Origin of the sequence: Stenotrophomonas maltophilia group sp. Smal12 (genome assembly GCF_037079935.1) — a bacterium.
GTDB lineage: Bacteria > Pseudomonadota > Gammaproteobacteria > Xanthomonadales > Xanthomonadaceae > Stenotrophomonas > Stenotrophomonas sepilia.
This window is the reverse complement of record NZ_JBAWUK010000013.1, coordinates 51,895-76,965: the sequence shown is the minus strand read 5'-3', so window position 1 is coordinate 76,965 and position 25,071 is coordinate 51,895. Positions and strand designations below refer to the sequence as shown.

Here is a 25,071-nt window from a genome sequence, read left to right as displayed (position 1 = left end):
TTAAGGTGGGGGGTGGATGTTTTGGGGGGGTCTATAGGTTTATTTTATACAACGAACGCCCCCCGAGGGGGGGGGGGGGTTATTTTTTAAGAAATAGGGTGGGGGGGGGGGGGGGGGTTTGGGGGGGGGGGGGCCCGGGTTGTCGGGGGGGGGGGGGGGGGGCGCGCGCCCCCCGCCCCGCCCCCCCCCCCCCCCCCCCCCCCCCCCCGGCCACGGACAGTTTCCGTGTGCGTCCACCACGGAAAAGAAAGAGAAGATCAAAAGCGGAAGCGGATCGCTTCGCTCTGCATCCACGCATGGCGTGGATCTACCGTGTCGACCAAGGTCGACACCCACCGGCAGTCGCAGTTGACCCACCGTCACCGGGAAACTGTCGGGGGTGGGGCGGTGTGGGGCCGCAGGACCGTTGGCGCCATGGATGGCGCCATCGAGCCTCCAGGGGTGAGGGCGCTTTGCTTGCGAAGCACTGCTTCGCAAGCGCCTGAACGCACAGCCGCCAGCGGCTGGGCCGGTTTGGGGGTTTACGGCGTGTCCTGCAGCCCCACACCTCCCCGCCCAACCGTCAGCAACCCAGAGCCGCTGTTGCTGTTGCCTCTGCAGGTGCAGGGCTGCAAGCCCTGCAAAACAACTACGTCACCCAGCCTGCAATCACCAGCAGGGCGAGGATCGCCAGCCACAGCAGCAGCATCCGCCACACCAGGCTCATCGCATCACGCAGGTCCGGCAGCCGCTGCCACACCGGCAACAGCCCCGCCTCGGTGTAATCGTGCGCGTCCTCGCGCAGCTCGGCGTTGACGCTGGCCCGCGCCACCGCGCCCAGGAACCCGATGGTGCCGACCAGGCGTTCGCCATGGGCCTGGCGCCAGGCCTTCCACGCCGTATCGAAGTTGCCGACCAGCGCCATCGAGAACGCCATCAGCTGCGCTACCGGCCACTCGATCCAGCCCAGCAGGCGCTGCGCCAGCGCCAGCGGCTCCACCGGCACGCGTGCACGCATCGGGCTTTCCGCCATCAACGCCAGCAAGCGGTAGCCCAGCGCACCGACCGGGCCCAGCAGCAGGAACCAGAACAGCACCGCGAACCAGCGACGCAGCGCATTGAGCACGGTCGCTTCGACCAGCGACGGCACGTCTTCGCGCAGGCTGCCACCGGCGGCCTGCAGGTTGCGCACGGCTGCCTGCCGCGTCGCGGCGTCGTCCGCATCAATGATGGCTTCGATATCGCGATCCAGGTCGCGCGGCCCCCAGCACCAGGCCAGCACGGCCACGCCCAGCAGCAGCGACGGCAGGCCGAACAGCACTCCGCGCAGCAGCCACGCCAGCAGCCCCATCAGCAGCAACGGCGGCAGCAGCGCCAGCGCCACTCCAGCCGGTCCCTGCCAGGCCTTGCCACCACGCGCGTCCAGCCAGCCCAGCCAGCGCCGGAAGCCGTCGAAACGGCGCATCGAGGCGGCAGCGGCCGGGGCAACGTGGCCCAGGGCCAGCGCCACCAGCACGGCGGCCAGAGTGGTGAACATGGCAGGTCTCCCTACGAAACAGAACGCTCGGCGCCGCTACCTTACCTGTCGCAGTGGTGCCCTCGCGGGTGAACCGGACTGTAACCCGGGCCGTGTTCAGGTGGCGGCAATACAGCTGCCACGATCGGCCCGGCCGAAACGCCGGCTCAGCCCCGCTGCTGGCGGTACCAGTGTTCGATCAGGCTCCGCGAAATCGAGATCGGTGGCGACAGGCGGATGCCCTGGCCGTCGTCCTCCACATCGCGCGCCAACGCGGCGCCGACCTCGTCGGCACTGAACCAGCGCGCGTCTTCCAGCTCGCCATCCACGGTCGGCAGGTCGTCATGCGCCTGTGCACGGAAGCCGACCATCAGCGCGCCGGGGAACGGCCACGGCTGCGAACCGAGGTACTGGCAGGCGGTCACCCGCACCTTGCTCTCCTCATGGACTTCGCGCACCACGGTCTGCTCGAAGGTCTCGCCAGGTTCGACGAAGCCGGCCAGCACCGAGTAACGGCGCGGGGCCCAGTTCGACTGTCGGCCCAGCAGCAGCCGGCCCTGGTTTTCCACGGCGACGATCACCGCCGGATCGACGCGCGGATAGTGTTCGGTGGAACACTGCGCGCAACGGCCGACGAAGCCGCCACGGGCAAACGCCACCGCGCCGCCGCATACGCCGCAGAAGCGGGTGCGCGAGTGCCAGTAGGACATGCCACGGGCATAGCTGAAAGCGGTGGCATCGGCCATCGGCCACAACAATGCAGCCTGGCGCAGATCGAGTCGGCGTGGCGCGCTCACGGTGACATGGGTGGCTTCGACCGAGAACCATGCCTGATCACCGCGAAGCCCCAGGAAAACTGCGGCGCCCGGGCCACCGCCGACGTCGGCGCCGGTCAGCGCCAGCGGCTGGTCGTCATCGCCGGTGAAGGCACTGCCATCGTGATCGAGGACGAGGATGCGCGCGCCCGGCCACAGGCGCGCCAGTGCATCGGCATCTTCGCGCAGGGCATCGGCGCGCTCCAACGGTTCGCCAACGAAGGCAAAACCGGAAAGCGGCGAAGGAGTATTGGGCATCCGCCAAGCGTGCCGCCAATCGATGCAGGTGGCAAGCCGCAGGCTTTGCGGAAACCGTCTGTGGGTGTGGAGCTTGCTCCACACACCTTGTCGCGCGGGACACAGGCCCCGCGCCCTGCTTACATGCTGAAACTGCTGCCGCAGCCGCAGGTGGTCTTTGCGTTCGGGTTGCGGATCACGAACTGGGCACCCGTCAGGCTCTCGGTGTAATCCACCTCCGCGCCCATCAGGTACTGCAGGCTCAGCGGGTCGACCAGCAGGGTCACACCGCTGGTCTGTACCGCCAGGTCATCCTCGGCACGGTTCTCGTCGAACTCGAACCCGTACTGGAAGCCCGAACAGCCGCCTCCCTCGATGTACACACGCAGGGCCAGGTCGGGGTTGCCCTCTTCCTGGATCAGGGATTTGACCTTGGCGGCCGCCGACTCGGTGAAGTTCAGCGGGCGCTCCAGCGATTGGTAATCGGGCGCGGCAACCGAGGTGGCGCCGGGCAGGGAGACTAGCGTGCTCATGCTGCCAGCATGGGGGTGCCGACGACGGCTTTCAAGCCATCGCCTCGGCCAGCTTGCGACGCGCGGCGGTATCGCCCTTGCCATCATGGGCGTCTTCGCCTTCCGGCGCCGGCAAGGCTGCCATCGGGGCGCTGGCATGGATCAGGCGGCCGTTCAGCTGCGCGCCCGCGTTCATCTCCACCACCTGGTAATGGACGTTGCCATTGACCCGTGCGCTCGGGGTCAACTCGACCTTCTCGGTAGCGTGTACATCGCCGTCCAGGCGGCCACTGATGACCACCACCTGGGCCCGGATCTCACCTTCGATCACGCCGTGCTCGGCAACCGTCAGGGTCGCACCACTGGCGCCTTCGGCGGCGATCACCTTGCCGTGGATGCGGCCTTCCACATACAGGCCCCCACTGAATTCCACATCACCGCGGATCACCACCTGGTTGCCGATCAGGGCATCCACCACCAGCTGGCCTTCACGGTTGGATTTGCTGCTTCCGAACATCTGCCTACTCCCCTTTGCTGGCCGGCGCACCGGCCTGTTTCCAGTCGAATACCTGGGTGGTACCCCCCGTACCACTCCCCAATGTCACCCGCACGCGTTGCGGGGTGAAGTCAGCCGGCAGCATCACGCTGCCGGTGAGCTGCTGGAAGTACCGGAACGAGTAGTCCTGTCCCGGCACCTTGCTGCGCTGGTGCAGATCATCCCAGCTGATCGTGGCCAGCTTGCCGTTCTTCACGCCTTCCACGGTGAAGCGCATCTGCCCCTGGCTGATGGCCCCGCGGTTGAGGTTCTGGGTCAGCACGGCGGTGTACTGCCAGGTGCCGGCCGCTTCCGGGCTGAACTCGATCGAATGGGTGTTCAGGCCCTTGCGCTGGCTGGTCGAGCCGACCAGCCGCTCATAGAAGGCAACATCGGCGCGCAGCCCGGCGATTTCCTCATCGCGCTCGGCCAACGAGGACTGCACCTCGGTATTTGCGGCACGGCTGATGCGGTCGGAGGCTTCCAGCGTGGCCTGCTTCTGGCGCAGCTCGGTCAGCTGCGCCTGCAGCGCCTCGGCACGCTTCTCGGCGGCCTGCAGGCGCTGGCCCTGGGCATCGCGCGGGGTGGCCATCCAGCAGCCGCCAAGCACCGCCAGCACCAGGCTGAGCAGCCAGATGCCGCCGATCACCAGCAGGCGGCGACGGTCGGCAGGCGGTTGCGGCGCGCCGGGCAGGCGGACCTGCACGCGCATGGGAGGACGGTTGGTCATGGGTGGTTTCCGGGGTATCGCAAGGGCGACACCGGTACGGCCCCTGTGGCAAACGACGGGCTAGTGTATGACAGGACGGGTGGGTTTCCTGCGCAGTGGCCGGCCACGGTCGGTGGCGTTCAGGCACGCCATCGTCGATAGTGTGGCCCCCTGCACAGTTCCGTCGCCGGAGCATCGCCATGACCGAAGCCCACCTGTTCGTGATCGGCATCCTGCTGGCCTGGCTGGCCGGTATCCGCGTCTACCTCACCGTGTTCGGTGTCGGCCTGGCCGGGCTGCTTGGCTGGGTCGATCTGCCCCCCGCCCTGCAGGCCACCGAATCATGGTGGGTGCTGGGCACCTCGGCGGCGCTGGCGGTGGCCGAGTTCTTCGCCGACAAGATCCCTGGCGTGGATTCGGTGTGGGACCTGGTGCAGACGCTCGCGCGCGTACCCGCCGGCGCATTCCTTGCGGCGGCCACGCTGTCGCCGGATGGCCAGCTGGGCACCGGTGCGCTCGCCGCCGGTGCCGGCGTCGCCCTGGCCAGCCATGGCCTGAAGGCCGGTACCCGCGCCCTGCTCAACACCTCGCCGGAACCGGCCAGCAACTGGGTCGCCTCTGCGGCCGAAGACACCGTCGTGATCGGTGGCCTGGCCCTCGCCCTGGCACACCCGTGGATCGCGCTGGTCGTGGTGCTGGCCTGCAGCCTGGCCGGTGCGCTGCTGGTGTGGCTGGTCTGGCGCGCCCTGTGGAAGGGCGTGCGCTGGCTGGCGCGCGGTGCATCGGCAGCACCGCCAGGGCACACCGGTACCGGCTGAGCGCCGGGCTTGTCGCATAATGGACGCGAACACCAGGAGCACCGATGGCCGCAAACGAATCCCCCGCGGGCGCCCGCCCGGGACGCGCTGAAACCCCTCCGGCCGACCATTGGCAACGCTGGGCCCCCGAGACGGCGTCTCCGGCCGTGGTCCCACCGATGGCGGCGAGCCCATCCCCTGTCGCGGCCGATGCGTCCACGCCGGCCAACAGCGCGCCGCCGCCGCTGCCCGGCCCGGTCGCACTGGCCGACGCCGACAACAACGATCTGGCCCCGTCGCCATCGGACTCGCCCTACCGCGTGCTGATCGTTGAAGACGATCGCGCGCAGGCCCTGTTCGCGCAGAGCGTGCTGCACGGCGCCGGCATGCAGGCGATCGTCCACAACGATGCCGATGCCGCGCTGCAGGCCATCAAGGAGCACCGCCCCGACCTGATCCTGATGGATCTTCACCTGCCCGGCCTGGACGGCATGCGCCTGACCGCGCTGATCCGCCAGCAGCCCGGCCTGCAGCTGCTTCCGATCGTGTTCCTCAGCGGTGATCCGGATCCGGAGCGCCAGTTCGAAGTCCTCGACAGCGGCGCGGACGACTACCTGAGCAAGCCGATCCGGCCCCGCCACCTGATCGCAGCGGTGGCCAACCGCATCCGCCGCGCACGAGCCCAGGCCGCGACCCTGCCCGGCGCCACCGGCGCACCGGCCACCAGCAATCCGGAAACCGGCCTGCCGACGCGCCACCACGTGCTGCAGCAGCTCAACACCGCACTCGCCCACCGCGATCAGGGCGGCGTGTTCTTCATCGAAGTGGCCAGCGCGCTGGGCCTGCGCGAACGCTATGGCTATGCCGCGTTTGAACGGCTGATGGTGCAGGCCGGGCAGCGCCTGGCCGAAGCCGGCCATCCGCACCTGCTGGCACGCCTGAACGACAACAGCTTCCTGCTGCTGGCCCGCAGCGCCGACGAGGACGCCCTTGACAGCATCGCTGCCAGCCTGCGCGAGCAGCTGTCGGCACGTGCCTTCGTGATCCGCGACGACGAATCCGTGCACCTGCGCGGCGTAGTCGGCTATGCACCGCTGTCACCAGGCTTCGACGATGCCAGCAGTGCGTTGGAAGCCGTCGAGCGCACCACCCTGCAGGCGCGCCTGCTCAGCGCCGGGGTGGCCGGCCATGTGCACCGCCAGGCAGTCACCGAACAGGAACACCTGGCGCTGCTGGAAGGACAGCTGGAACTGGCCTATCAGCCGATCGTCGCTGTTGCCGGCGGCAACACCGCGCAGTACCAGTTGCTGTTGCGCCTTCGCCAGGCCGACGGCACCGTGCTGGCGGCCGGGCAGGTAATCCCGGCCGCGGAAGCCGCAGGCCGCATCGCCGATCTCGATCAGCAGGTGATGGACCACGCGCTGGGGCTGCTGGACCTGTACCGCCACGCGACGCAGCCACTGAACCTGTTCGTCTCGCAGTCGCTGCGCACCCTGCAGCGCGACGCCTTCGCCGACTGGCTGCTGGAATCACTGCAGCAGCGCGACCTGCCGGGCAGTGCACTGGTGATCGACGTGCGCCTGCCGGACGCACTGATCCACACCGTGCCGCTGCAGCAGTTCTGCCAGCGCATGGCCAGTGCCGGGGTGCGCTTCTGCCTGAGCCAGTTCGAACCCAGCGGCGAGGCCGATGCCCTGCTGAACCAGCTGCCGCTGTCGTTCGTGCGCATGGCTGCGCGCTTTTCCAGCAGCCATGCCAATCCGGCCACGCGCGAGGAGCTGCGCAAGGCGATCGATCAGGCCCATGCCGCCGGGCTGCAGATCATCGGCCAGCAGATCGAGGATCCGCAGGCTGCGGCGGCGATGTGGGTCGGCGGCGTCGACTACATCCAGGGCAACATGGTGCAGTCGGCCGGCAGCGACCTGAACTTCGACTTCCACAACGCGGTGCTCTGACGTGCCGCTGTGGGGCGTGCTGCTGGTTGCCCTCGCCGCGGCCACCATCGCGCTGATGGCGCTGGGCCTGCGGCTTCGTGCGCGCGACCGTGCGCTGGCGCAGCTGCAGCGCACGCACGGCGCGCTGGCCGCTGAACGGGACCAGCTACGCCATACCACTGAACGCCAGGGCCAGCTGGAACAACAGCTGCTGCAGGCCAAGCAGGCCGCCGAGGCGGCCGTGCTTGCCAAGGGCGAGTTCCTGGCCACGATGAGCCACGAGATCCGCACCCCGCTCAATGGCATTCTGCCGATGCTGGAGCTGATCGCACGCGGGCCACTGGGCGAGGACCAGCGGCAGATGCTGGCCACCGCCTCGGCCAGCTCGCAGCAGCTGCTGCGCATCGTCGACGACATCCTCGACTACTCCCGGCTGGAAGCACAGGCGCTGGAGCTGGAAATCACCAGCTTCAACCTCCGCGATCTGCTCGACGGCGTGGTGCAGCTGATGCAGCGCGCCGCCGACGCCAAGGGCCTGGCACTGGGCCTGCAGCTGGATCCATCGGTGCGCCTGCCGGTGCGCGGCGACCCGGTGCGCCTGCGCCAGGTGCTGAGCAACCTGCTGGCCAATGCGATCAAGTTCACCGCCCGCGGCCAGGTGCAGCTGCGTGTGCTGCGCCTGGGCGAAGGTGCCGCGCAGCACCAGCTGCGCTTCGAGATCATCGATACCGGCATCGGCATCGACGACGCGCTGCAGGCACGCCTGTTCCAGTCTTTCAGCCAGGCCGACGCATCCACCACGCGCATCTACGGCGGCACCGGCCTGGGCCTGGCCATCTGCAAGCGCATCATCGACCTGATGCATGGGCGTATTGGTGTGCAGTCCACGCCCGGCCAGGGTGCTACGTTCTGGTTCGAGATCCCGCTGCTGAAGGTTCCTGGCGACCTGCCGGCGATGACGCGCGCGCCGGCACCGCTGCTGCTGTTCAGTGCCGATGCAACGCTGCAGGCACGCATCGAGCGCATCGCTGCCCACCATGGACTGCAGGTGGAGGTGCTGGCGCAACTGGACAGCGTGGTCGAGCGCCTGCGCGCTCCCGCGCGGCCCGGAAAACCGGCACCCGCCTGGCTGCTGGTCGATGCGCGCGCACGCCGCAACGGCGAGGCCACGCTGCAGCTCGCACTGGGGGAACGCGACGACGACGATGCACTGCAGGTACTGTGGCTGCAGGAGGATGCGATTGCGCAACGCCCCCGCCAGCGCCAGCTGCCCTCCCACTTCGACGACGCCGCCCTGCATGCACTGCTGGCGGCACCGGTCGCCTCTGCCCGCCCCGCTGCGCTGCTGGCCAGCGCGGAACACGAGCAACCGGCTGCCACGCTGCCGCCGCTGCATCTGCGCGTACTGGTGGTGGAGGACAATACGGTGAACCGGATGGTGGCCGAGCAGCTGCTGCGGGTGTTCCAGTGCGAGGTGCGCAACGCCGCCGATGGCGAACAGGCCCTGGCCGCCCTTCGCGAAGGCGGGCTGGACATCGTGCTGATGGATTGCCAGATGCCGGTGCTGGACGGCTACGCCGCCACGCACCGCTGGCGCGCCGAAGAAGCGGAAACCGGGCGTGCGCGACTGCCGATCATCGCGATGACCGCCAATGCGATGGCCGGCGACCGCGAGCGCTGCCTGCAGGCCGGCATGGACGATTACCTGTCCAAGCCGATCGCGCGCGCAACGCTGCATGCGCTGCTGCAGCGCTGGGGTGGCGGTAAAGCCGCAGCACCTGCACGGCCTTCTGTGGAGCCGGGTGATGCTCGCCTGACGGCCAATTGCAGTCGCACGCCATCAGCCGAGCATGGCGCGGCTCTACAGAATCCGGAAAAGCAGGTGGCGCCAGCACCACAACCGGTGCTCGACCGCGATGTGCTGGATGAACTGCACGCGGTGATCGGCGATGCTGCCACCCAGATCGTCACGGCATTTCTTGAAGATGCGCCGGCGATGGTGCAGCAGTTGCAGCTGGCCGCGCGGAACAGCGATGAACCGCGCATGCAGGCCGTCGCGCACAGCCTGAAATCATCAAGCGCGAACGTGGGGGCGTTGTCGCTGTCGGCGATCGCGCAGCGGATCGAGCACGAGACCCGTAGTGGCAGCCTGCAGCGCCCCGCAGTGGCGGTGGCGCTGCTGGTTGCGGAATTCGCCCGGGCGCGCGTTGCACTGACGGGCTACCTGGCACAGCATCGCGCCGGCCAGGACCGCTGATTCACTCTTCCAGCTTGCTCAGCAGGTACTTCGGCTCGCCGATACGCTCGATCAGGTCGAGCTGGGTTTCCAGCCAGTCGATGTGTTCTTCCTCCGAGTCGAGGATCTTCACGAACAGCTGGCGGCTGACATAGTCGCCAACCGAATCGGAATAGGCCACCGCCTCGCGCAGGGTGACCACGCCATCGCGTTCCAGCGACAGGTCGCACTGCAGGATTTCGGTGGGGTTCTCGCCGATGCGCAGCTTGCCCAGCGCCTGGAAGTTCGGCAGGCCTTCGAGGAACAGGATGCGGTCGGCGAGCATGTCGGCATGCTTCATCTCGTCGATCGATTCCTTGTACTCGTGTTCGGCCAGTTCCTTGATGCCCCAGTTCTTCAGCATCTTGGCGTGCAGGAAGTACTGGTTGATCGCGGTCAGCTCGTTGTAGAGGACCTTGTTGAGGAATTCGATGACCTTGGTGTCGCCCTTCATGGGGATGCTCCTGCACGCTGAAAACGCAGGCACTGTAACGCCTTGCGTGCGGTGGTGAAGGAACGCGAATCGTGCGCATTGGCCTGCGCGGTTGCAGGTGAAGGACGCGAAAGCGCGGCGTCAACAGGCCGCGAGGAAACGATCAGGCGACCTGGGCGAGGCCCAATACCGGCAGCGGCAGATCGTGCGTCGCGCGTGCCTTGGCCAGCAGGTCGCCGGCCATGTCCAGGCACGAACCGCAGGTGGCACCGCAACCGGTACGCATGGTCAGTTCCGCCACCGTGCTGACGCCATGGCTGGCGGCTTCGCGGATCTGGTGGTCGGTGACTCCGTTGCAGATGCAGACGTACACAGGCGGGGACCGGGCTGACAGGCCAGAAGCGGCCTGTTGCGTATTCCAATGGAAACGAGAATGGTTGTCAATCAGAGACCTGAACCATTCTCGATACCGTTCAGAGTCGGATTGACCGGCCCGGCGGGCAGCCAGGTCCTGCTGGAAACAGCCGGGGGGGACGCGTTGTGACGAATCGGCCCACAGCCTGCGTGGCCTCCCATTCAAACCGCCCCGGACTCCCCCTTGGCCTTGCGCGCCCAGTAGCCGCCGCGCTTGGGCGTGCGCTTCCGGGGCCTGTCGTGGCCGGCTGCGTGGCCCGGCATCCAGGCCTCGGCGGCACTCTTGGGCATGGCGCTGACGCCCTGCCCGGCCACCCCACGCGCCAACGGCGCCAGGTGTCGCAGCGCGCGCGCATAGACGCCACGCTTGAACATCACCACGTGCTCCACCGGGTACCAGAAGTCCACCCACCGCCAGTGGTCGAACTCGGGCGAGTCGGTATGGTCCAGCTGCACATGCGATTCATCGCCGGTCAGGCGCAGCAGGAACCAGACCTGCTTCTGCCCGATGCAGACCTGCCGCTCATTGCGGCGGATGGCCCGTGCCGGCAGCTTGTAGCGCAGCCAGCCGGGCGTCGCCCCGAGCACTTCCACGTGCTCAGGCAGCAGGCCGGTCTCTTCCTGCAGTTCACGATACATGGCCTCGACAGGCGTCTCGTCGGTGTTCATGCCACCCTGCGGGAACTGCCAGCCGTCCCGGCGCACGCGTCGTGCCCAGAACACCTGGCCGTCCTGCCGCATCAGCACGATGCCGACGTTCGGTCGATAGCCGTCCGGATCGATCACGATGCGGACTCCTAAGAAAATCTACTGGTCGGGACTATCCCATGCCCTCTGTCGGCCCACAAGCGCGGCACAAAAGTGTTGACAGGGCCGATACACATCCGCAGAATAGCGGGCTCACCAAGGCTATGTAGCTCAGCCGGTTAGAGCACAGCACTCATAATGCTGGGGTCGGTGGTTCGAGTCCACCCATAGCCACCACGCTGAAAATCAAGTTGTTTTTCAGTGTGAAAAGTGAGAAAATAGTTGCACGTTTTGCCCCGTCGCCAAGCGGTAAGGCACCTGACTCTGACTCAGGCATTCGGTGGTTCGAATCCATCCGGGGCAGCCAAATTAAAAGCAAAAGGCCAGATCGAAAGATCTGGCCTTTTGCTTTTGATTTGGTCGCGCATTCCACCTTATCCCCGCGCCTGTCGGCGCGCCCCCCCCTTGAACAACAAGGGGGCTCTTCTCCAGAGAGAGGCCCGGGGTCGGATCCTTTTCCCAAGGAAAGGGCTCTGACCCCACCCCTTCCGAGATGCGAAACCATGGGTAGTGCCGGCCGCTGGCCGGCAACCCGGAAATGCATCCCCCCCGAAACGACAAAAGCCCGGCCGAAGCCGGGCTTTTGCTTTCCCATCCAGCGGGCTCCTGAAGGAGCCCAACCAGGCGCGGTAGATCAGCGCTTGGAGAACTGGGTGGCGCGGCGGGCCTTGTGCAGACCAACCTTCTTACGCTCGACTTCACGGGCGTCACGGGTCATGAAGCCAGCCTTGCGCAGCTCGGACTTCAGGGTTTCGTCGTACTCGACCAGAGCACGGGCGATGCCCAGACGGATCGCACCGGCCTGGCCGGTGGTGCCGCCGCCAGCGGCGGTGACCAGGATGTCAAAGCTTTCGGTGTTCTTGGTCAGCTCGAGCGGCTGGCGCACGATCATGCGCGCGGTCTCACGACCAAAGAACTCGTCCAGCGGACGACCGTTGACGGTGATGTTGCCCGAACCCTTGCGCAGGAACACGCGAGCGGTGGAGGACTTGCGGCGGCCAGTGCCGTAGTTTTGAGTGATAGCCATGATTAGATATCCAGAACCTGCGGCTGCTGTGCGGCGTGCGGATGCTCAGTGCCGGCGTAGACCTTGAGCTTGCGGTACATCTGGCGACCCAGCGGGCCCTTCGGCAGCATGCCCTTGACGGCGATCTCGATCACGCGCTCCGGGTGGCGCTCCAGCGCCTGGGCCAGGGACTCGGTCTTCAGGTTGCCGATGTAACCGGTGAAACGGTGATACATCTTGTCCTGCAGCTTCTTGCCGGTGACGGCAATCTTTTCTGCATTGATGACGACCAGGTAGTCGCCGGTATCAACGTGCGGGGTGTAGACCGGCTTGTGCTTGCCACGCAGACGGCGGGCCAGCTCGGTGGCGAGACGGCCCAGGGTCTTGCCCTCGGCGTCGACGAGGTACCAGTCGCGCTGGACGGTCTCGTTCTTGGCAGTGAAAGTGCTCATGAAGAACTCTATGTTAGGTCGGGCTCATTGCGGCGAACGGCTCGCCGGAACTCTGCCACGCGTTGTGAAAGGTGAAGCGTAAGAGGCGGGATTGTACGCAGGTCAAGCCCCCGGTGCAAGCCGGCCATGTCCCGGGTTGGCAGGGGGCCGGAGCCGGGGGAGAATCGAGGGGTCTTCCGTCCCACCGCGTACCGCCATGACCGTGCTCCGCCAGACCACACCGCTGGACCACCTGCTGACCGAAGCGCAGCGCGCCTTGGACACGGTGTTCGGCAACCCGCCGGCGGCCCGCCCCTACCCGGCCGCGGACACCAGCGAGCCGGGCATGGACAACGCTGAACGCCGCCACGCGGCCGGGCTGATGCGGATCAACCACGTCGGCGAAGTCTGCGCACAGGGCCTGTATTTCGGCCAGGCCGCCGTGGCCCGCGACCCTGCCACGCGTGAACACCTGCTGGAAGCGGCCCAGGAAGAGACCGACCACCTGGCGTGGTGCGCCACCCGGCTGGGCGAGCTGGGCAGCCGCCCGAGCCTGTTCAACCCGTTGTGGTACGCCGGCAGCTACACCATCGGCACCCTGGCCGGGCTGCGCGGCGACGGCTGGAACCTCGGCTTCGTGGTCGAAACCGAGCGCCAGGTGGAAGCCCATCTGGACGAGCACCTGGTCGATCTGCCGGCCGGCGACCTGCGCAGCCGTGCGGTCATCGAGGTGATGAAGGAAGACGAAGCCCGCCATGCGGAGCACGCCGAGCAGGCCGGCGCACGCCGCCTGCCGTTCCCGATCCCGGGCGTGATGGCGCTGGCCTCCAGGGTGATGAAGACCATCGCCTACCGCATCTGAAGGGTCGCCCGCACCAACGGTGCGGGCCTACCAGGAGGTGCGGGGGGCGACGGTGGGGGCCCGACCGTTGGTCGGGCCATCAATCAGTTGGGCGAGACCAGCTTCAGGCCGATCACGCCGGCCACGATCAGGCCCACGCAGGCCAGGCGGGCCGGCGACGCACTGTCATTGAACAGGTAGATGCCGAGCACAGCCACGCCCATGGCACCGATGCCGGTCCAGATCGCGTAGGCCGTACCGACCGGGATGCTCTTCATCGCCTGGCTCATCAGGTACAGGCTGATCAGGGCCGATACCACCGTGGCAACGGTGGGCAGGGGTTTGCTGAAGCCTTCGGAGTACTTCATTCCGAGGGCGAAACCGATCTCGAACAGGCCGGCCAGCAGCAGGTAGATCCAGGGCATGGGTGGGGGCTCCTTACCTTTCTTGAGAAAAACGAAACGGCCCGGTGTTTTCACACCGGGCCGTGGGTCGGTACATCACCGTGGAACTGTAACGTGTGTGGGGCACTGGTTCCACGGGGCGGGTCGTCCCGCCTGGGTGGCGATGCCTGCGGGCATCGCACATGGGACTTACTCGGACAGGTTCCGGCCGTGGAACAGCTCTTCGATCTCGCGCTTGAGCAGCGCTTCGATCTTCATGCGTTCCTTGAACGAGAGGTTCTTGGCCTTTTCCTCGAACAGGTACTGGTCCAGGTCGAAGTCCTTCAGGTGCATCTTCGTGTGGAAGATGTTCTCCTGGTAGACGTTGACGTCGAACATCTCGTAACGCGACTTGATGTTCTTGGCCAGGAAGTTCTGGATCGAGTTGATCTTGTGGTCGATGAAGTGCTTCTTGCCCTTCACATCGCGGGTGAAGCCACGGACGCGGTAGTCCATGATCACGATGTCCGACTCGAGGCTCTCGATCAGGTAGTTCAGGGCCTTCAGCGGGGAAATGACGCCACAGGTGGCCACGTCGATGTCCGCGCGGAACGTGGCGATACCTTCCTGCGGATGGGTTTCCGGGTAGGTATGGACCGTGATGTGGCTCTTGTCCATGTGCGCGACCACGGCGTCGGAGATCAGCTCCTTGCCGGCCAGCTTCTTGTCGATCACCGGTTCTTCGGAGATCAGGATGGTCACCGAGGCACCCTGCGGATCGTAGTCCTGGCGGGCCACGTTCAGGATGTTGGCGCCGATGATCTCGGCGACATCGGTCAAGATCTGAGTCAGCCTGTCGGCGTTGTACTCTTCATCGATGTATTCAATGTAACGCTGACGCTCCTCTTCGGTGCGCGCGTAACACACGTCATAGATGTTGAAGCTCAGCGCCTTGGTGAGGTTGTTGAAACCCTGCAGCCTCAGGCGAGGCAACGGCTTGACCACGGCGGTCGATTCCTGTGTAAGAAGGGAAAGGGGGAATTATGGGGCAAACTGCCCCCGGGGGGAACGTGAAGACGCAAGAGTTCTGGCACACTGTTTGCCCTTAACAATTGCGCTGGTTAAGCTCCGCTATCGACCCCGTGAATCCGTTCATGCGCAGAGGGAGCGCTCCTATCGTGTCAACCGTGCGCCTAGCTAGCAGTCCACTGGCCCTGGATATCGCCACAATCGATCGTTTCCTGGCGCACAGCCACAGGCGGCGATATCCCACCCGTACCGACGTCTTCCGGCCCGGAGACCCGGCGGGAACCCTGTATTACGTCATCAGCGGCTCGGTTTCGATCATGGCCGAGGAAGATGACGATCGCGAGCTTGTGCTGGGCTACTTCGGTGCCGGCGAGTTCGTCGGCGAGATGGGCCTGTTCGTCGAATCGGACCGCCGCGAGGTGATCCTGCGGACCCGTACCGCCTGCGAGCTGGCTGAAATCAGCTACGAGCGCCTGCATCAGCTGTTCCTCGGCCCGCTGTCGGCCGATGCCCCGCGCCTGCTGTATGCGCTGGGCCAGCAGATTTCCAAGCGCCTGCTCGACACCAGCCGCAAGGCCAGCCGCCTGGCATTCCTGGACGTTACCGACCGGATCGTGCGCACCCTGCACGACCTGGCGCAGGAACCGGAGGCGATGAGCCACCCGCAGGGCAGCCAGCTGCGCGTCTCGCGACAGGAACTGGCGCGACTGGTCGGCTGCTCGCGCGAAATGGCCGGCCGCGTGTTGAAGAAGCTGCAGACCGACGGCCTGCTGCATGCCCGCGGCAAGACCGTGGTGCTGTACGGCACCCGTTGATTGCAAGGCAACCCAACGCTGCCGAGCCATCCTGTAGAGCCGAGCCGACGCTCGGCTGCGGTACGTCAAAGGCAGCCGCGCAAGGGCTCGGCTCTACACGGCCCCTGCGCGGCCCGCTGAGCTAGGCTCGGTACATGGAGCTGAGCAGCGAATTCTGGTGGTTCATTCTCATCGGCCTCGGCGCACAGCTGGTGGACGGTGCATTGGGCATGGCCTTCGGCCTGGTGTCCTCGTCGGTGATGCTCAGCATGGGCCTGCCCCCGGCACAGGTCAGCGCCAGCATCCACACCGCTGAAGTGTTCACCACTGGCGCCTCGGGGGTGTCGCACCTCGCAGCCGGAAATGTCGATAAACGCCTGTTCGTGCGCCTGGCCCTGCCCGGCGCAGTGGGCGGTGCCGTGGGCGCGTACGTGCTCACGCAGCTCCCGGGCGAGATCATCCGGCCACTGATCTACCTGTACCTGCTGGTGCTGGCGATCATCATCCTGGCCCGCGCCGCTGGGCGCTTTATGCCCAAGGGCGAGATCCGGCGGGTGCCGGTGCTGGGCTTCTTCGCCGGCCTGCTCGACGCCAGCGGCGGCGGTGGCTGGGGGCCGATCGCGACGTCCACCCTGCTCGCCCGCGGCGGCCAGGCGCGCACCACCATCGGAACAGTCAACGCAGCCGAGTTCGTGGTCACGTTGACGGTGTCAGCGACCTTCCTGTTGTCGATGGGCGTGCAGCATCTGCAGATCGTCGCCGGCCTGCTGATCGGCGGCATGATGGCCGCGCCGGTGGCGGCGATCCTGGTCAAGCGGGTGAAGGAGCGCTGGGTGCTGGTGGCCGTCGGCGTGCTGGTGCTGGGCATCAGCCTGTTCCAGATCGGGCATGCGGTGTACGGGCACCTCTACCGCTGAAGCATCCCCTGTAGAGCCGAGCCATGCTCGGCTGAGGACGCACGGATCCCGCAACGAAGAGCAGCCGAGCATGGCTCGGCTCTACAACAGGCGCGGGTCAGGCCTTGTCGCCGCCGCGATCCACGCATCCCCAGTTGAGGATGCGGGTGCCGGCCGGCAGCACGCGGCGGAAAAACGCCACCCGCCCCGGCTTCGGGTTCACCACCACCGGCGCCTTGGCCGCCAGCAGCAGCGGAAGGTCGGCGGTGCTGTCGGAGTAGGCGATATCGATGTCGCCATAGCCGCGTTCGCGCAGCATGCGCATCTTCTCTTCGTTGTGGCAGTGCCGGGTCGGGCCAACACCGCCCAGCCGCGGGCCGACCTCGGTACCGATCACCGGTACGTCCTGATGGGCGACGAAGGCCAGGATCGCGCGGGCCAGCTCCGGCGGCGCGCCGGTGGCAACCACCACGCGATCGCCCTTGGCGCGGTGCGCGGCGAACACCTCCAGCGCCTGCGGCAGCAGCTTGGCGCGCATCTGCGCCTGGTTGCGCAGCACGTAGGCGTCGATCACCTTGTTGAAATCGCGCGCACGGTGCAGGCCGAAGCTGCCGATCCACACATAGACCGAGATGCCCGCGCGACGGGTCGGCAGCATCGCCACCATCGGCCCGGCAATCGGCGTGACCAGCAGCGCCGCCAGCATGCGCAACGGGTTGCGCTTGATCAGCGAGGCGAACAGGTGGGTACCCGAATCGCCGTCGTAGAGGGTGTGGTCGAAGTCGAAGACCACCAGCGGCGCATCCTCGCGCGGCGTCGGATAGTGCGTTGTCATGTTGCGAAGAATAGCTGACGCAGGCCCTCGCCCGGCTCTTCCACGCGCATGAAGGCCTCGCCGACCAGGAAGGCATGGATGCCTGCATCGCGCATCAGCGCCACGTCCTGCGGGCCGAGGATGCCGCTCTCGGTGACCAGCAGGCGGTCACGCGGCACCGCCTGCTGCATGTCCAGCGTGGTCTGCAGCGACACCTCGAAGGTGCGCAGGTTGCGGTTGTTGATGCCGATCATCGGCGCCGGCACCTGCAGCGCGCGCTCCAGCTCGTCGATGTCGTGCACTTCCACCAGCACGTCCATGCCCAGCGACAGCGCCAGTTCCGACAGCGTGGCCAGCTGGGTGTCGTCCAGCGCGGCGACGATCAGCAGGATGCAGTCGGCGCCCAGCACGCGCGCCTCGTACACCTGGTAGGCGTCGATCACGAAGTCCTTGCGCAGCACCGGCAGCGTGCAGGCTTCACGGGCCTGCTGCAGGTAGGTATCGGCGCCCTGGAAGAAGTCCACGTCGGTCAGCACCGACAGGCAGCTGGCACCACCGAACTCGTAGCTGACCGCGATGTCAGCCGGCCGGAAATCGGGGCGGATGACGCCCTTGGACGGGCTGGCCTTCTTCACCTCGGCAATCACCGCCGGGTCGCCGTTGGCCACGGCCGCCTGCAACGCGCGTACGAAGCCACGTACCGGCGGGGCGCTGGCCACGGCGGCCTGCAGCTCCTCGAGCGGGCGCTGGGCGCGGCGCTGGGCCACTTCTTCGGCCTTGCGGGCCAGGATCGTCTGCAGGATGTCGCTCATCGTCTTCGATTCGGTGCGGGGGCGCTGAGGACGGCCATTATCGGCCATCGACGGGGTCAGGCTGAACCGCGCGCTCAGGCAACCAGCGCGCGGGTGGTCTCCACATACTGTTGCAGGCGCTGGCGGGCGCTGCCATTGGCGATGGCAGCACGGGCACGGGCCAGGCCATCACCGATGTCGCTGGCCACGCCGGCCACATACAGCGCGGCGCCGGCATTGAGCGCGACGATGTCCAGCGCCGGGCCGGGCTCGTTGTCCAGCACCGCGCGCAGCATCTGGATGGACTGCTCCGGGCTGTCCACGCGCAGGTTGCGGCTGGCCGACATGGCGATGCCGAAGTCCTCCGGGTGGATCTCGTACTCGCGCACCTTGCCGTCGCGCAACTCGCCCACCAGGGTGCCGGCGCCGAGCGAGATCTCATCCATGTTGTCGCGGCCCCAGACCACCATGGCGCGCTCGGTGCCCAGCTCGCGCAGCACGCGCGCCTGGATACCCACCAGATCAGGATGGAACACGCCCATCAGCACCGACGGCGCGCTGGCGGGGTTGGTCAGCGGACCAAGGATGTTGAAGATGGTGCGCACGCCCATCTCGCGGCGGACCGGCGCGACGACCTTCATCGACGGATGATGGATCGGCGCGAACATGAAGCCGATGCCGGTCTGCTCGATGGCAGCGGCCACCTGCGCTGGCTGCAGCTCGATGGCCGCGCCCAGCGCCTCGACCGCATCGGCGCTGCCGGACTTGGACGACACGCTGCGGTTGCCGTGCTTGGCCACGCGCGCACCGGCCGCAGCCGCCACGAACATCGCGCAGGTGGAGATGTTGAAGGTGTGCGAGCCATCGCCACCGGTGCCGACGATGTCGACCAGGTGGGTGCTGTCGGCCACCGGCACCGCCAGCGCGAATTCGCGCATGACCGTGGCGGCGGCGGCGATCTCGTCGATGGTCTCCTTCTTCACCCGCAGGCCGGTGAGGATGGCGGCGGTCATCATCGGCGACACGTCGCCGCGCATGATCTGCCGCATCAGGTCGACCATCTCGTCGAAGAAGATCTCGCGGTGCTCGATGGTGCGTTGCAGGGCTTCCTGGGGGGAGAAGCTCATGGGAATGCTCCTTGGATCAGGCCGCCGGGCGCTGCAGGAAATTGCGCAGCAGGGCGTGGCCGTGTTCGGTGAGGATGGATTCGGGGTGGAACTGCACGCCTTCCACCGGGAACTGGCGGTGGCGCAGGCCCATGATCTCTTCGATCGAGCCGTCCTCGTTCTCGGTCCAGGCGGTCACTTCCAGGCAGTCCGGCAGACTGTTCTTGTCCACCACCAGCGAGTGGTAGCGGGTGGCCTGGTAGCGGTCCGGCAGGCCGGCGAACACGCCCTTGCCTTCGTGGCGGATCGGCGAGGTCTTGCCGTGCATGATGTTGCCGGCGCGGATCACGGTGCCGCCGTAGACCTGGCCGATGCCCTGGTGGCCCAGGCACACGCCGAGGATCGGCGTGGTCGGGCCCAGCCGCTGGATCAGCTCCAGCGACACGCCCGCTTCGTTGGGCGTGCACGGGCCGGGCGAGATGACGATGCGCTCGGGCTTCTGCGCGGCGATCTCGTCCACGCTCATCGCATCGTTGCGCACCACCTTCACCTCGGCGCCCAGCGTCTGCAGGTACTGCACGAGGTTGTAGGTGAAGCTGTCGTAGTTGTCGATCATCCACAACATGGTCAGGTTCCGTCGCTTATCAGGAAAATGGCGTACACGTTTTCGGTGTAGGTGATGGGGCCGGCTTCGACCGACTCGGGCAGGCGGGAGCCCGTGGTCTCGATGCTGTTCATCGGTGCCTCGGGCGCGGGCGGCGAAGGCGGCGTCACCAGATCCCCACTGCTCGGCCAACTGCCGGCCTGGATGCCATAAGCAAAGTTCGGCGCTACGTCGGAAATGCTGTACAGGCCGCGCAGCCGGGTGCCGTAGGCCTTGGCCAGGCCCTGCGCGGACTCGCGGGTCCGGGCCGCCGCCTCACCCTTGAGTTCGCGGCGCAGCGCCACTTCACCCGAATAGGTTGGCGCCAGGCTGCTCACCTGTACGTTCTCGTCGGCCTTCAACGCACCCAGCACATCCTGCATCGCCTTCACGCTGGCGAAGCTCGCACGCAGCTGGCGCGATACGCGGGTACCGATGAAGACCTGCCGGTTCTGCTCATAGCGCGTCGCCGGGCCGATCCGCAGGTTGTCCGCACGCACGCTGCCGTCCACCGCCTTGTGCTGCTTGAACAGCGCCAGCGCGCGCGCCACGTTGTCCTGCACGCGGCGGCGCGCGGCGTCGGCGTCCATGTCGGTCTCTTCGATGTTCAACTGCAGGCCGAAGCGGTCGGGCATCACCGTGCGGGTACCCTGCCCCTTCACCAGCAGATGCGGCTGCGAGGGGATGGTATTGGCCTGCGCCCACGCGGACGGGGCCATCGTGGCCAGCAGCGACGACCACAGCAATGCGCTCAGCAGCTTCATGCGGTACTCCTTGTCTTCAATGGGAACAGCGGAAGATGCCGCGGCGCAGGCCACGGCACGGGGAGCGTCACAGGCCCTTGGCGGCCTGGGCGACGGCGCGGAACAGCGCACGGCCCTTGTTCATCGTCTCGTCCCATTCCTTGTCCGGGTCCGAGTCGTAGACGATGCCGGCGCCGGCCTGCACGTACAGGCGGCCATCCTTGATGACCGCAGTGCGGATCGCGATCGCGGTATCGGCATCGCCGTGCCAGCCGATGTAGCCGATGCTGCCGGCGTAGACGTTGCGCTTGATCGGTTCCAGTTCGCGGATCACTTCCAGCGCGCGGATCTTTGGCGCGCCGCTGACCGTGCCGGCCGGGAACGTGGCGCGCAGCACGTCGGCATAGCTCAGGCCCGGCTGCAGCTGCCCGGTCACTTCGCTGACGATGTGCATGACATGGCTGTAGCGTTCGATCACGAACTGCTCGCCCACTTCCACGGTACCGGCCCTGGAGACGCGCCCGGCATCGTTGCGGCCGAGGTCGATCAGCATCAGGTGCTCGGCGCGTTCCTTGGGGTCGGCCAGCAGCTCGGCTTCCAGTGCCAGGTCCAGCTCGGGCGTGGCGCCACGCGGGCGGGTGCCGGCGATCGGGCGCACGGTGACTTCGCCATCCTGAAGGCGTACCAGGATCTCCGGCGAGGAACCGACCACCTGCAGGTCGCCGACATCGAGGAAATACATGTACGGCGAGGGATTCAACGCGCGCAGCGCGCGGTACACATCCACCGGGCGCGCCTTGAACGGCACGCTCAGGCGCTGGCTGAGCACTACCTGGAAGATGTCACCGGCGCGGATGTATTCCTTGCTGCGCTGGACCGCATCGACGAAGCCTTCGCGGGTGAAGCCGGAGACGAAATCCGATTCGTCCAGCACGTCGCTGTTGAGCGGTGCCGGATAGCCGGCGCCCGGTGCACGCAGCTTCGCAGTCAGTGCGTCCAGGCGCGCCTGCGCCTGTTCGAAGGCACCGTCGACACGCGGGTCGGCGTGCACGATCAGGTACAGCCGGCCCTTGAGATTGTCGAATACCGCCAGCTCGTTGGAGTCCAGCAGCAGGATGTCCGGCGTGCCCAGCTCATCACGGCCGGCCGGCGGGGCCAGGCGCGGCTCGATGTAGCCGATGCACTCGAAGCCAAACCAGCCGACCAGGCCGCCGGTGAAGCCCGGCAGGCCTTCCAGCTTGGGCACCGAGTGGGCGCTGCGCAGCGCCTCGACTTCGGCGAAGGGATCGGCTACCTCGCGGGTGTCCACCACCTGGCCGTCTTCGCGCACGGTCAGCGTGTGGCCGTGGAAGGCATACACGCGGCGCGCCGGCAGGCCGATGATCGAGTAACGACCAAAGCGCTCGCCGCCTTCGACGGATTCAAACAGGTAGGTATTGGGGCCGTCGGCGAGCTTCAGATAGACCGAGAGCGGCGTGTCCAGGTCGGACAGCACTTCGCGGACGACGGGAATGTGGGTGTGGCCTTCAGCGGCCTGCTGCTGAAACTGAGCGTGCGAGTTCAAGACGACTTTCCTTCCGGGACACAGCGTTATGGGGGCGGACGACGGCAACGGGCCACCATCGCCACCAACGGCGTGCGGAAGAAAGAGTATGCGGGGTCGTCAGGCTGGACACCCCTTGACTGTATCGCAGCTTGCGCGGCAGGGGAACCCTGGGAAACTGAACCACGGGACGCCCGCAGCGGCCGCGGGGACCGATGACTCTACCCCTGCCCGTCCAGCAACGGGCAACCGACCGGCAGGTGCATCCGCACCCTGCCCGGCACGCACTCGACGAGGAAGTGACGGGCCTGCACCGGTTCGCCGTCCAGGTTGAGCGTCAACGGACGCTCGGATTCCACCTGCAGCCACGGCAACCGCGCCCGTGTGGCCAGCTGTTCCAGTGCGGCCTGGGTACCGGACTTCAGCATCTGGCCGAGGGTGGCGGTGACCTCCCCTTCCAGTTCCGGAAGCACGGTCACATCCAGCAGTCCATCATCGATCAGTGCCTGCGGGCACAGCTGCTGGCCACCGCCGGCGTGCCGCCCGTTGCCGATGCCGAGCGCGATGAAGTCACCTTCCCACGCGAAATCCGGGCCGGACAGCCGCGCGGCGATCGGCTCGATGCGGCCCAGCTTGGCGATGCCGGTGATCACGTAGGCCAGCCCACCGAGCATCTTCTTCAAGCCGGCATCGGTCTCCACCGTCACCTGCGTGCCGAAGCCACCACTGGCGAGGTTGGCGCACCACCAGGGCGTGCCATCGGCATCCACGCGCAACAGGTCGATGGGCCGTGCCGGCACCTGGCCGATCAGCGCGAGGGCATCGCCGGGCTCGGTGGGAATGCCTGCCGACGTGGCGAAGTCGTTGGCGGTCCCCATCGGAATCAACGCCAGCGAAGGCAGCGCTTCTGCCGGTTCCTCACGATGGGCCAACGTCTCGGCCACCGCGCTGAGCGTGCCATCGCCACCGGCCGCCACGATCACGTCCACGCCATGATTGATGGCCTCGGCAACGTAGCGTTCAGCGTCACCGTCTTCCCAGGTCACCCGCACCTCCAGCTGCACGCCCTGCCCGCGCCAATGGCCCACGGCGTCGCGCAGTTCATCGTTGCCAGCCGATTTGCCGTTGAGGATCAGGCGCCAGCGCGAGGTGGTCATGCGGTACTTCCAGGTCAGGGCGGCACAGGCTAGCAATGCACTGTTTGTCCGCAGTGAATGTCACGCAGGTGTCATTCAGCTGCTGGAGAATGGAAGGCCATAGCAGGGACGACGGATGGAGGCAGGATCAGCCTCCCACGCATGCAGCGAGGCCACGCCAGTGATTGGCGTGGCTTTTTTTTTTGGGGGGGGGCGCAGGGAGTGCGAACCAGGGTTCGCACCCACCGGGTTGCGGTTCGCACCCACCACACGCCTCACCCGTTGGCGAAATCGTGCAGCGCCTGCCCCTGCAGCCGGTACACGGTCCACTCGTCCTGCGGTTTGGCACCGGCGGCGGTGTAGAACTCGATGGCCGGAGTGTTCCAGTCCAGCACCGACCATTCGAAACGGCCGCAGCCTTCGGCCACGGCCTGGCGTGCGATGTACTTCAGCAACGCTTTGCCGGCACCGGCACCGCGCTTTTCCTGGCTGACGTACAGGTCTTCCAGGTAGATGCCCTTGCGGCCCAGCCAGGTGGAGTAGTTGTAGAAGTACACCGCATAGCCGATGGCCTCGCCGTCGGCCTCGCAGATCAGCGCGCGGGCGGTGGCGTCGGCGCCGAACAGGCTCTCGGCGATGCCGATCTCATCGGTCTGCACCGAATGCTCGGCCTTCTCGTAGATCGCCAGCTCGCGGATGAAATGCAGGATCAGGCCAGCATCGGCCACGGTGGCCGGGCGAATGTTCAACACGGCCACCGTACTCATGGCTCAGCCCCGTGCCGCAGCGACGTTGGCGCGCATCTGCGCGATCACGTCCTGGTAGCTGGTCCTGGCGTTGAAAATGGCCGAACCGGCAACGAAGGTGTCGGCGCCGGCGGCGGCGATCTCACCGATGTTGTCGGCCTTCACGCCACCGTCGATCTCCAGGCGGATGTCCTTGCCGCTGGCATCGATCATCTTGCGCACCACCTTCAGCTTGTCCAGCGCCGAGGGGATGAAGGCCTGGCCGCCGAAGCCCGGGTTGACCGACATCAGCAGCACCAGGTCCAGGTCATCCAGCACCCAGTCGAGGATGTCCACCGGGGTGGCCGGATTGAGCACGATGCCCGGCTTGCAGCCCAGCGAGCGGATCAGCTGGATGGTGCGGTGCACGTGCCGGCTCGCCTCCGGGTGGAAGCTGATGTAGGTGGCACCGGCCTCGGCGAAGTCCGGGATGATGCGGTCCACCGGCTCGACCATCAGGTGCACGTCGATCGGCGCGGTGACGCCGTGCTTGCGCAGGGCCTGGCAGACCATCGGGCCGATGGTCAGGTTCGGCACGTAGTGGTTGTCCATCACGTCGAAGTGGACCCAGTCCGCACCGGCAGCGAGGACGTTGTCGACTTCCTCGCCGAGGCGGGCGAAGTTGGCGGACAGGATGGAGGGGGCGATGAGGCAGTGGGACATGGCCGGGCCTTGCAACGAGGGGAAAGTGGGTCAGCGCTTGCGCAGGGTCTTGATGCGGTCGTAGGCGGCATTGATCCGCCGCGACTTCTGCTCGGCCTGCTGCTGCAGCTCGGGGGCGGCGCCGCCAAGCTTGTCGGGGTGGTACTGCGAGATCAGCTTGCGGTAGGCGCGCTCGGTCTCGGCATCGGTGGCCTCGGAGGTCAGCCCCAGCTCCCGGTACGGGTTCTCCTTGTTCAGGCGGAACCAGTCCGAATCGAAGGCGTGGCCAATCAGCAGGCCGACCACCGCGCCGAACAGCGGATTGGGCCGGAACAGCAGGGCGCCGGCGATGAATCCGAGCAGTTTTCCGTACCAGCGCATGGCGCTCCGGGGTCGACCGACGAAATGGACGCTCATTTTACGTCACAGCGGGCCCGGACGGCTTTACACTAGGCCGCCCGCTGGTCAGCGGGCCCGCCGGGTCCGTTGGGCAGCAGCCGTATCGACAACGCCCCAGGAGTGCCC

General features: G+C 66.9%; 28 protein-coding genes and 2 tRNA genes. 8 read left to right on the top strand and 22 right to left on the bottom strand.

The window, feature by feature from the left end; genetic code table 11:
• Nucleotides 1-628 precede the first annotated feature (628 nt).
• From ampE to WDC87_RS08170, 5 genes are all read right to left on the bottom strand, one after another.
• Entirely contained in the window at nt 629-1,516 is an 888-nt protein-coding gene (ampE, locus tag WDC87_RS08190; protein WP_088497349.1) for a regulatory signaling modulator protein AmpE, read from the bottom strand.
• A gap of 146 nt (nt 1,517-1,662) precedes the next feature.
• Nucleotides 1,663-2,568, bottom strand: a complete 906-nt coding sequence (nudC, locus tag WDC87_RS08185) for an NAD(+) diphosphatase (RefSeq protein ID WP_088497350.1) — start codon at nt 2,566-2,568, stop codon at nt 1,663-1,665.
• A 119-nt stretch (nt 2,569-2,687) separates the two neighbouring features.
• A complete protein-coding gene (erpA, locus tag WDC87_RS08180) occupies nt 2,688-3,080 on the bottom strand; it encodes an iron-sulfur cluster insertion protein ErpA (RefSeq protein WP_252744863.1) in 393 nt (130 codons plus the stop codon).
• Nucleotides 3,081-3,111: 31 nt separating this feature from the next.
• Complete coding sequence (locus WDC87_RS08175; protein ID WP_053497672.1) at nt 3,112-3,576, bottom strand: polymer-forming cytoskeletal protein; 465 nt, start codon at nt 3,574-3,576, stop codon at nt 3,112-3,114.
• A 4-nt stretch (nt 3,577-3,580) separates the two neighbouring features.
• Nucleotides 3,581-4,324, bottom strand: a complete 744-nt coding sequence (locus tag WDC87_RS08170; protein ID WP_005419791.1) for a DUF6776 family protein — start codon at nt 4,322-4,324, stop codon at nt 3,581-3,583.
• Between the two features lie 179 nt (nt 4,325-4,503).
• Here WDC87_RS08170 and WDC87_RS08165 point away from each other — a divergent pair, with 179 nt between their 5' ends.
• The 3 genes from WDC87_RS08165 to WDC87_RS08155 are packed head-to-tail and all read left to right on the top strand — an operon-like array spanning nt 4,504 to nt 9,291.
• Complete coding sequence (locus WDC87_RS08165; RefSeq protein ID WP_252744862.1) at nt 4,504-5,121, top strand: DUF4126 domain-containing protein; 618 nt, start codon at nt 4,504-4,506, stop codon at nt 5,119-5,121.
• A 44-nt stretch (nt 5,122-5,165) separates the two neighbouring features.
• Nucleotides 5,166-7,055, top strand: a complete 1,890-nt coding sequence (locus WDC87_RS08160) for an EAL domain-containing protein (protein WP_252744861.1) — start codon at nt 5,166-5,168, stop codon at nt 7,053-7,055.
• 1 nt (nt 7,056) lies between these two features.
• On the top strand, nt 7,057-9,291 hold the full coding sequence (locus WDC87_RS08155) for an ATP-binding protein (protein WP_088497352.1): 2,235 nt from the start codon (nt 7,057-7,059) through the stop codon (nt 9,289-9,291).
• Nucleotide 9,292: 1 nt separating this feature from the next.
• On the opposite strand, the gene bfr is transcribed toward WDC87_RS08155, so the two are convergent.
• The 3 genes from bfr to WDC87_RS08140 form a co-directional block, all read right to left on the bottom strand.
• Nucleotides 9,293-9,763, bottom strand: a complete 471-nt coding sequence (gene bfr, locus WDC87_RS08150) for a bacterioferritin (RefSeq protein ID WP_005419804.1) — start codon at nt 9,761-9,763, stop codon at nt 9,293-9,295.
• A 142-nt stretch (nt 9,764-9,905) separates the two neighbouring features.
• Entirely contained in the window at nt 9,906-10,115 is a 210-nt protein-coding gene (locus WDC87_RS08145) for a bacterioferritin-associated ferredoxin (RefSeq protein WP_005411309.1), read from the bottom strand.
• A 203-nt stretch (nt 10,116-10,318) separates the two neighbouring features.
• A complete protein-coding gene (locus WDC87_RS08140) occupies nt 10,319-10,942 on the bottom strand; it encodes an RNA pyrophosphohydrolase (RefSeq protein ID WP_252744860.1) in 624 nt (207 codons plus the stop codon).
• A 121-nt stretch (nt 10,943-11,063) separates the two neighbouring features.
• Here WDC87_RS08140 and WDC87_RS08135 point away from each other — a divergent pair.
• Together WDC87_RS08135 and WDC87_RS08130 are read left to right on the top strand one after the other, a co-directional pair.
• Nucleotides 11,064-11,140 (top strand) — tRNA-Met (locus tag WDC87_RS08135).
• Between the two features lie 55 nt (nt 11,141-11,195).
• Nucleotides 11,196-11,270 (top strand) — tRNA-Gln (locus WDC87_RS08130).
• A 327-nt stretch (nt 11,271-11,597) separates the two neighbouring features.
• Here WDC87_RS08130 and rpsI read toward each other — a convergent pair.
• Together rpsI and rplM are read right to left on the bottom strand one after the other, a co-directional pair.
• Nucleotides 11,598-11,990 carry a 30S ribosomal protein S9 gene (gene rpsI / locus WDC87_RS08125; protein ID WP_005411311.1) on the bottom strand — a complete coding sequence of 131 codons (393 nt, stop codon included), beginning with the start codon at nt 11,988-11,990 and terminating at the stop codon, nt 11,598-11,600.
• Nucleotides 11,991-11,992: 2 nt separating this feature from the next.
• Entirely contained in the window at nt 11,993-12,421 is a 429-nt protein-coding gene (rplM, locus tag WDC87_RS08120) for a 50S ribosomal protein L13 (protein ID WP_005414692.1), read from the bottom strand.
• 196 nt (nt 12,422-12,617) lie between these two features.
• Between rplM and coq7 the strand changes: the two genes are divergently transcribed.
• A complete protein-coding gene (gene coq7, locus WDC87_RS08115; protein WP_111202298.1) occupies nt 12,618-13,262 on the top strand; it encodes a 2-polyprenyl-3-methyl-6-methoxy-1,4-benzoquinone monooxygenase in 645 nt (214 codons plus the stop codon).
• An 83-nt stretch (nt 13,263-13,345) separates the two neighbouring features.
• On the opposite strand, the gene sugE is transcribed toward coq7, so the two are convergent.
• Nucleotides 13,346-13,666 (bottom strand): quaternary ammonium compound efflux SMR transporter SugE, encoded by a 321-nt coding sequence (sugE, locus tag WDC87_RS08110; RefSeq protein ID WP_005419816.1) that lies wholly within the window; start codon nt 13,664-13,666, stop codon nt 13,346-13,348.
• Between the two features lie 168 nt (nt 13,667-13,834).
• Complete coding sequence (gene speD, locus WDC87_RS08105) at nt 13,835-14,629, bottom strand: adenosylmethionine decarboxylase (protein ID WP_005411315.1); 795 nt, start codon at nt 14,627-14,629, stop codon at nt 13,835-13,837.
• 149 nt (nt 14,630-14,778) lie between these two features.
• On the opposite strand from speD, the gene crp reads away from it, so the two are divergent.
• Together crp and WDC87_RS08095 are read left to right on the top strand one after the other, a co-directional pair.
• A complete protein-coding gene (crp, locus tag WDC87_RS08100) occupies nt 14,779-15,468 on the top strand; it encodes a cAMP-activated global transcriptional regulator CRP (protein WP_010482649.1) in 690 nt (229 codons plus the stop codon).
• Nucleotides 15,469-15,602: 134 nt separating this feature from the next.
• A complete protein-coding gene (locus WDC87_RS08095; protein WP_072168911.1) occupies nt 15,603-16,364 on the top strand; it encodes a sulfite exporter TauE/SafE family protein in 762 nt (253 codons plus the stop codon).
• 97 nt (nt 16,365-16,461) lie between these two features.
• Here WDC87_RS08095 and WDC87_RS08090 read toward each other — a convergent pair whose 3' ends face one another.
• From WDC87_RS08090 to WDC87_RS08045, 10 genes are all read right to left on the bottom strand, one after another.
• The gene (locus tag WDC87_RS08090; protein WP_005419826.1) at nt 16,462-17,178 is read right to left on the bottom strand and encodes a haloacid dehalogenase-like hydrolase; all 717 of its coding nucleotides are present in this window, start codon (nt 17,176-17,178) and stop codon (nt 16,462-16,464) included.
• A complete protein-coding gene (gene trpC, locus WDC87_RS08085) occupies nt 17,175-17,969 on the bottom strand; it encodes an indole-3-glycerol phosphate synthase TrpC (protein ID WP_005419828.1) in 795 nt (264 codons plus the stop codon). Before trpC ends, WDC87_RS08090 begins: the two co-directional genes overlap by 4 nt.
• Nucleotides 17,970-18,043: 74 nt before the next feature.
• A complete protein-coding gene (trpD, locus tag WDC87_RS08080; RefSeq protein WP_049443905.1) occupies nt 18,044-19,075 on the bottom strand; it encodes an anthranilate phosphoribosyltransferase in 1,032 nt (343 codons plus the stop codon).
• Nucleotides 19,076-19,091: 16 nt separating this feature from the next.
• Nucleotides 19,092-19,679: an aminodeoxychorismate/anthranilate synthase component II gene (locus WDC87_RS08075; protein ID WP_005419831.1), complete on the bottom strand. Its 588-nt coding sequence runs from the start codon at nt 19,677-19,679 to the stop codon at nt 19,092-19,094.
• 2 nt (nt 19,680-19,681) lie between these two features.
• Nucleotides 19,682-20,461 carry an SIMPL domain-containing protein gene (locus tag WDC87_RS08070; protein WP_088497354.1) on the bottom strand — a complete coding sequence of 260 codons (780 nt, stop codon included), beginning with the start codon at nt 20,459-20,461 and terminating at the stop codon, nt 19,682-19,684.
• A gap of 67 nt (nt 20,462-20,528) precedes the next feature.
• Nucleotides 20,529-22,004, bottom strand: a complete 1,476-nt coding sequence (gene trpE / locus WDC87_RS08065) for an anthranilate synthase component I (protein WP_065178876.1) — start codon at nt 22,002-22,004, stop codon at nt 20,529-20,531.
• A 200-nt stretch (nt 22,005-22,204) separates the two neighbouring features.
• Nucleotides 22,205-23,140 carry a lipid kinase YegS gene (gene yegS, locus WDC87_RS08060; protein WP_252744859.1) on the bottom strand — a complete coding sequence of 312 codons (936 nt, stop codon included), beginning with the start codon at nt 23,138-23,140 and terminating at the stop codon, nt 22,205-22,207.
• Nucleotides 23,141-23,394: 254 nt separating this feature from the next.
• On the bottom strand, nt 23,395-23,877 hold the full coding sequence (locus WDC87_RS08055; RefSeq protein WP_065178874.1) for a GNAT family N-acetyltransferase: 483 nt from the start codon (nt 23,875-23,877) through the stop codon (nt 23,395-23,397).
• Between the two features lie 12 nt (nt 23,878-23,889).
• Complete coding sequence (rpe, locus tag WDC87_RS08050; RefSeq protein ID WP_072168909.1) at nt 23,890-24,567, bottom strand: ribulose-phosphate 3-epimerase; 678 nt, start codon at nt 24,565-24,567, stop codon at nt 23,890-23,892.
• A gap of 30 nt (nt 24,568-24,597) precedes the next feature.
• Entirely contained in the window at nt 24,598-24,927 is a 330-nt protein-coding gene (locus WDC87_RS08045; protein WP_252744858.1) for a DnaJ domain-containing protein, read from the bottom strand.
• Nucleotides 24,928-25,071 lie beyond the last annotated feature (144 nt).

What these genes read in the sequence shown, in the direction of transcription:
- bfr (WP_005419804.1), bottom strand. Translation starts at nt 9,763, where the DNA reads ATGAAGGGCGACACCAAGGTCATCGAATTCCTCAACAAGGTCCTCTAC.
- sugE (WP_005419816.1), bottom strand. Translation starts at nt 13,666, where the DNA reads ATGCCCTGGATCTACCTGCTGCTGGCCGGCCTGTTCGAGATCGGTTTC.
- ampE (WP_088497349.1), bottom strand. Translation starts at nt 1,516, where the DNA reads ATGTTCACCACTCTGGCCGCCGTGCTGGTGGCGCTGGCCCTGGGCCAC.
- WDC87_RS08170 (WP_005419791.1), bottom strand. Translation starts at nt 4,324, where the DNA reads ATGACCAACCGTCCTCCCATGCGCGTGCAGGTCCGCCTGCCCGGCGCG.
- crp (WP_010482649.1), top strand. Translation starts at nt 14,779, where the DNA reads ATGCGCAGAGGGAGCGCTCCTATCGTGTCAACCGTGCGCCTAGCTAGC.
- erpA (WP_252744863.1), bottom strand. Translation starts at nt 3,080, where the DNA reads ATGAGCACGCTAGTCTCCCTGCCCGGCGCCACCTCGGTTGCCGCGCCC.
- trpC (WP_005419828.1), bottom strand. Translation starts at nt 17,969, where the DNA reads ATGAGCGACATCCTGCAGACGATCCTGGCCCGCAAGGCCGAAGAAGTG.
- WDC87_RS08045 (WP_252744858.1), bottom strand. Translation starts at nt 24,927, where the DNA reads ATGCGCTGGTACGGAAAACTGCTCGGATTCATCGCCGGCGCCCTGCTG.
- rpe (WP_072168909.1), bottom strand. Translation starts at nt 24,567, where the DNA reads ATGTCCCACTGCCTCATCGCCCCCTCCATCCTGTCCGCCAACTTCGCC.
- yegS (WP_252744859.1), bottom strand. Translation starts at nt 23,140, where the DNA reads ATGACCACCTCGCGCTGGCGCCTGATCCTCAACGGCAAATCGGCTGGC.
- WDC87_RS08090 (WP_005419826.1), bottom strand. Translation starts at nt 17,178, where the DNA reads ATGACAACGCACTATCCGACGCCGCGCGAGGATGCGCCGCTGGTGGTC.
- rpsI (WP_005411311.1), bottom strand. Translation starts at nt 11,990, where the DNA reads ATGGCTATCACTCAAAACTACGGCACTGGCCGCCGCAAGTCCTCCACC.
- WDC87_RS08175 (WP_053497672.1), bottom strand. Translation starts at nt 3,576, where the DNA reads ATGTTCGGAAGCAGCAAATCCAACCGTGAAGGCCAGCTGGTGGTGGAT.
- WDC87_RS08095 (WP_072168911.1), top strand. Translation starts at nt 15,603, where the DNA reads ATGGAGCTGAGCAGCGAATTCTGGTGGTTCATTCTCATCGGCCTCGGC.
- nudC (WP_088497350.1), bottom strand. Translation starts at nt 2,568, where the DNA reads ATGCCCAATACTCCTTCGCCGCTTTCCGGTTTTGCCTTCGTTGGCGAA.
- coq7 (WP_111202298.1), top strand. Translation starts at nt 12,618, where the DNA reads ATGACCGTGCTCCGCCAGACCACACCGCTGGACCACCTGCTGACCGAA.
- WDC87_RS08070 (WP_088497354.1), bottom strand. Translation starts at nt 20,461, where the DNA reads ATGAAGCTGCTGAGCGCATTGCTGTGGTCGTCGCTGCTGGCCACGATG.
- WDC87_RS08075 (WP_005419831.1), bottom strand. Translation starts at nt 19,679, where the DNA reads ATGTTGTGGATGATCGACAACTACGACAGCTTCACCTACAACCTCGTG.
- rplM (WP_005414692.1), bottom strand. Translation starts at nt 12,421, where the DNA reads ATGAGCACTTTCACTGCCAAGAACGAGACCGTCCAGCGCGACTGGTAC.
- WDC87_RS08165 (WP_252744862.1), top strand. Translation starts at nt 4,504, where the DNA reads ATGACCGAAGCCCACCTGTTCGTGATCGGCATCCTGCTGGCCTGGCTG.
- trpD (WP_049443905.1), bottom strand. Translation starts at nt 19,075, where the DNA reads ATGAGCTTCTCCCCCCAGGAAGCCCTGCAACGCACCATCGAGCACCGC.
- WDC87_RS08160 (WP_252744861.1), top strand. Translation starts at nt 5,166, where the DNA reads ATGGCCGCAAACGAATCCCCCGCGGGCGCCCGCCCGGGACGCGCTGAA.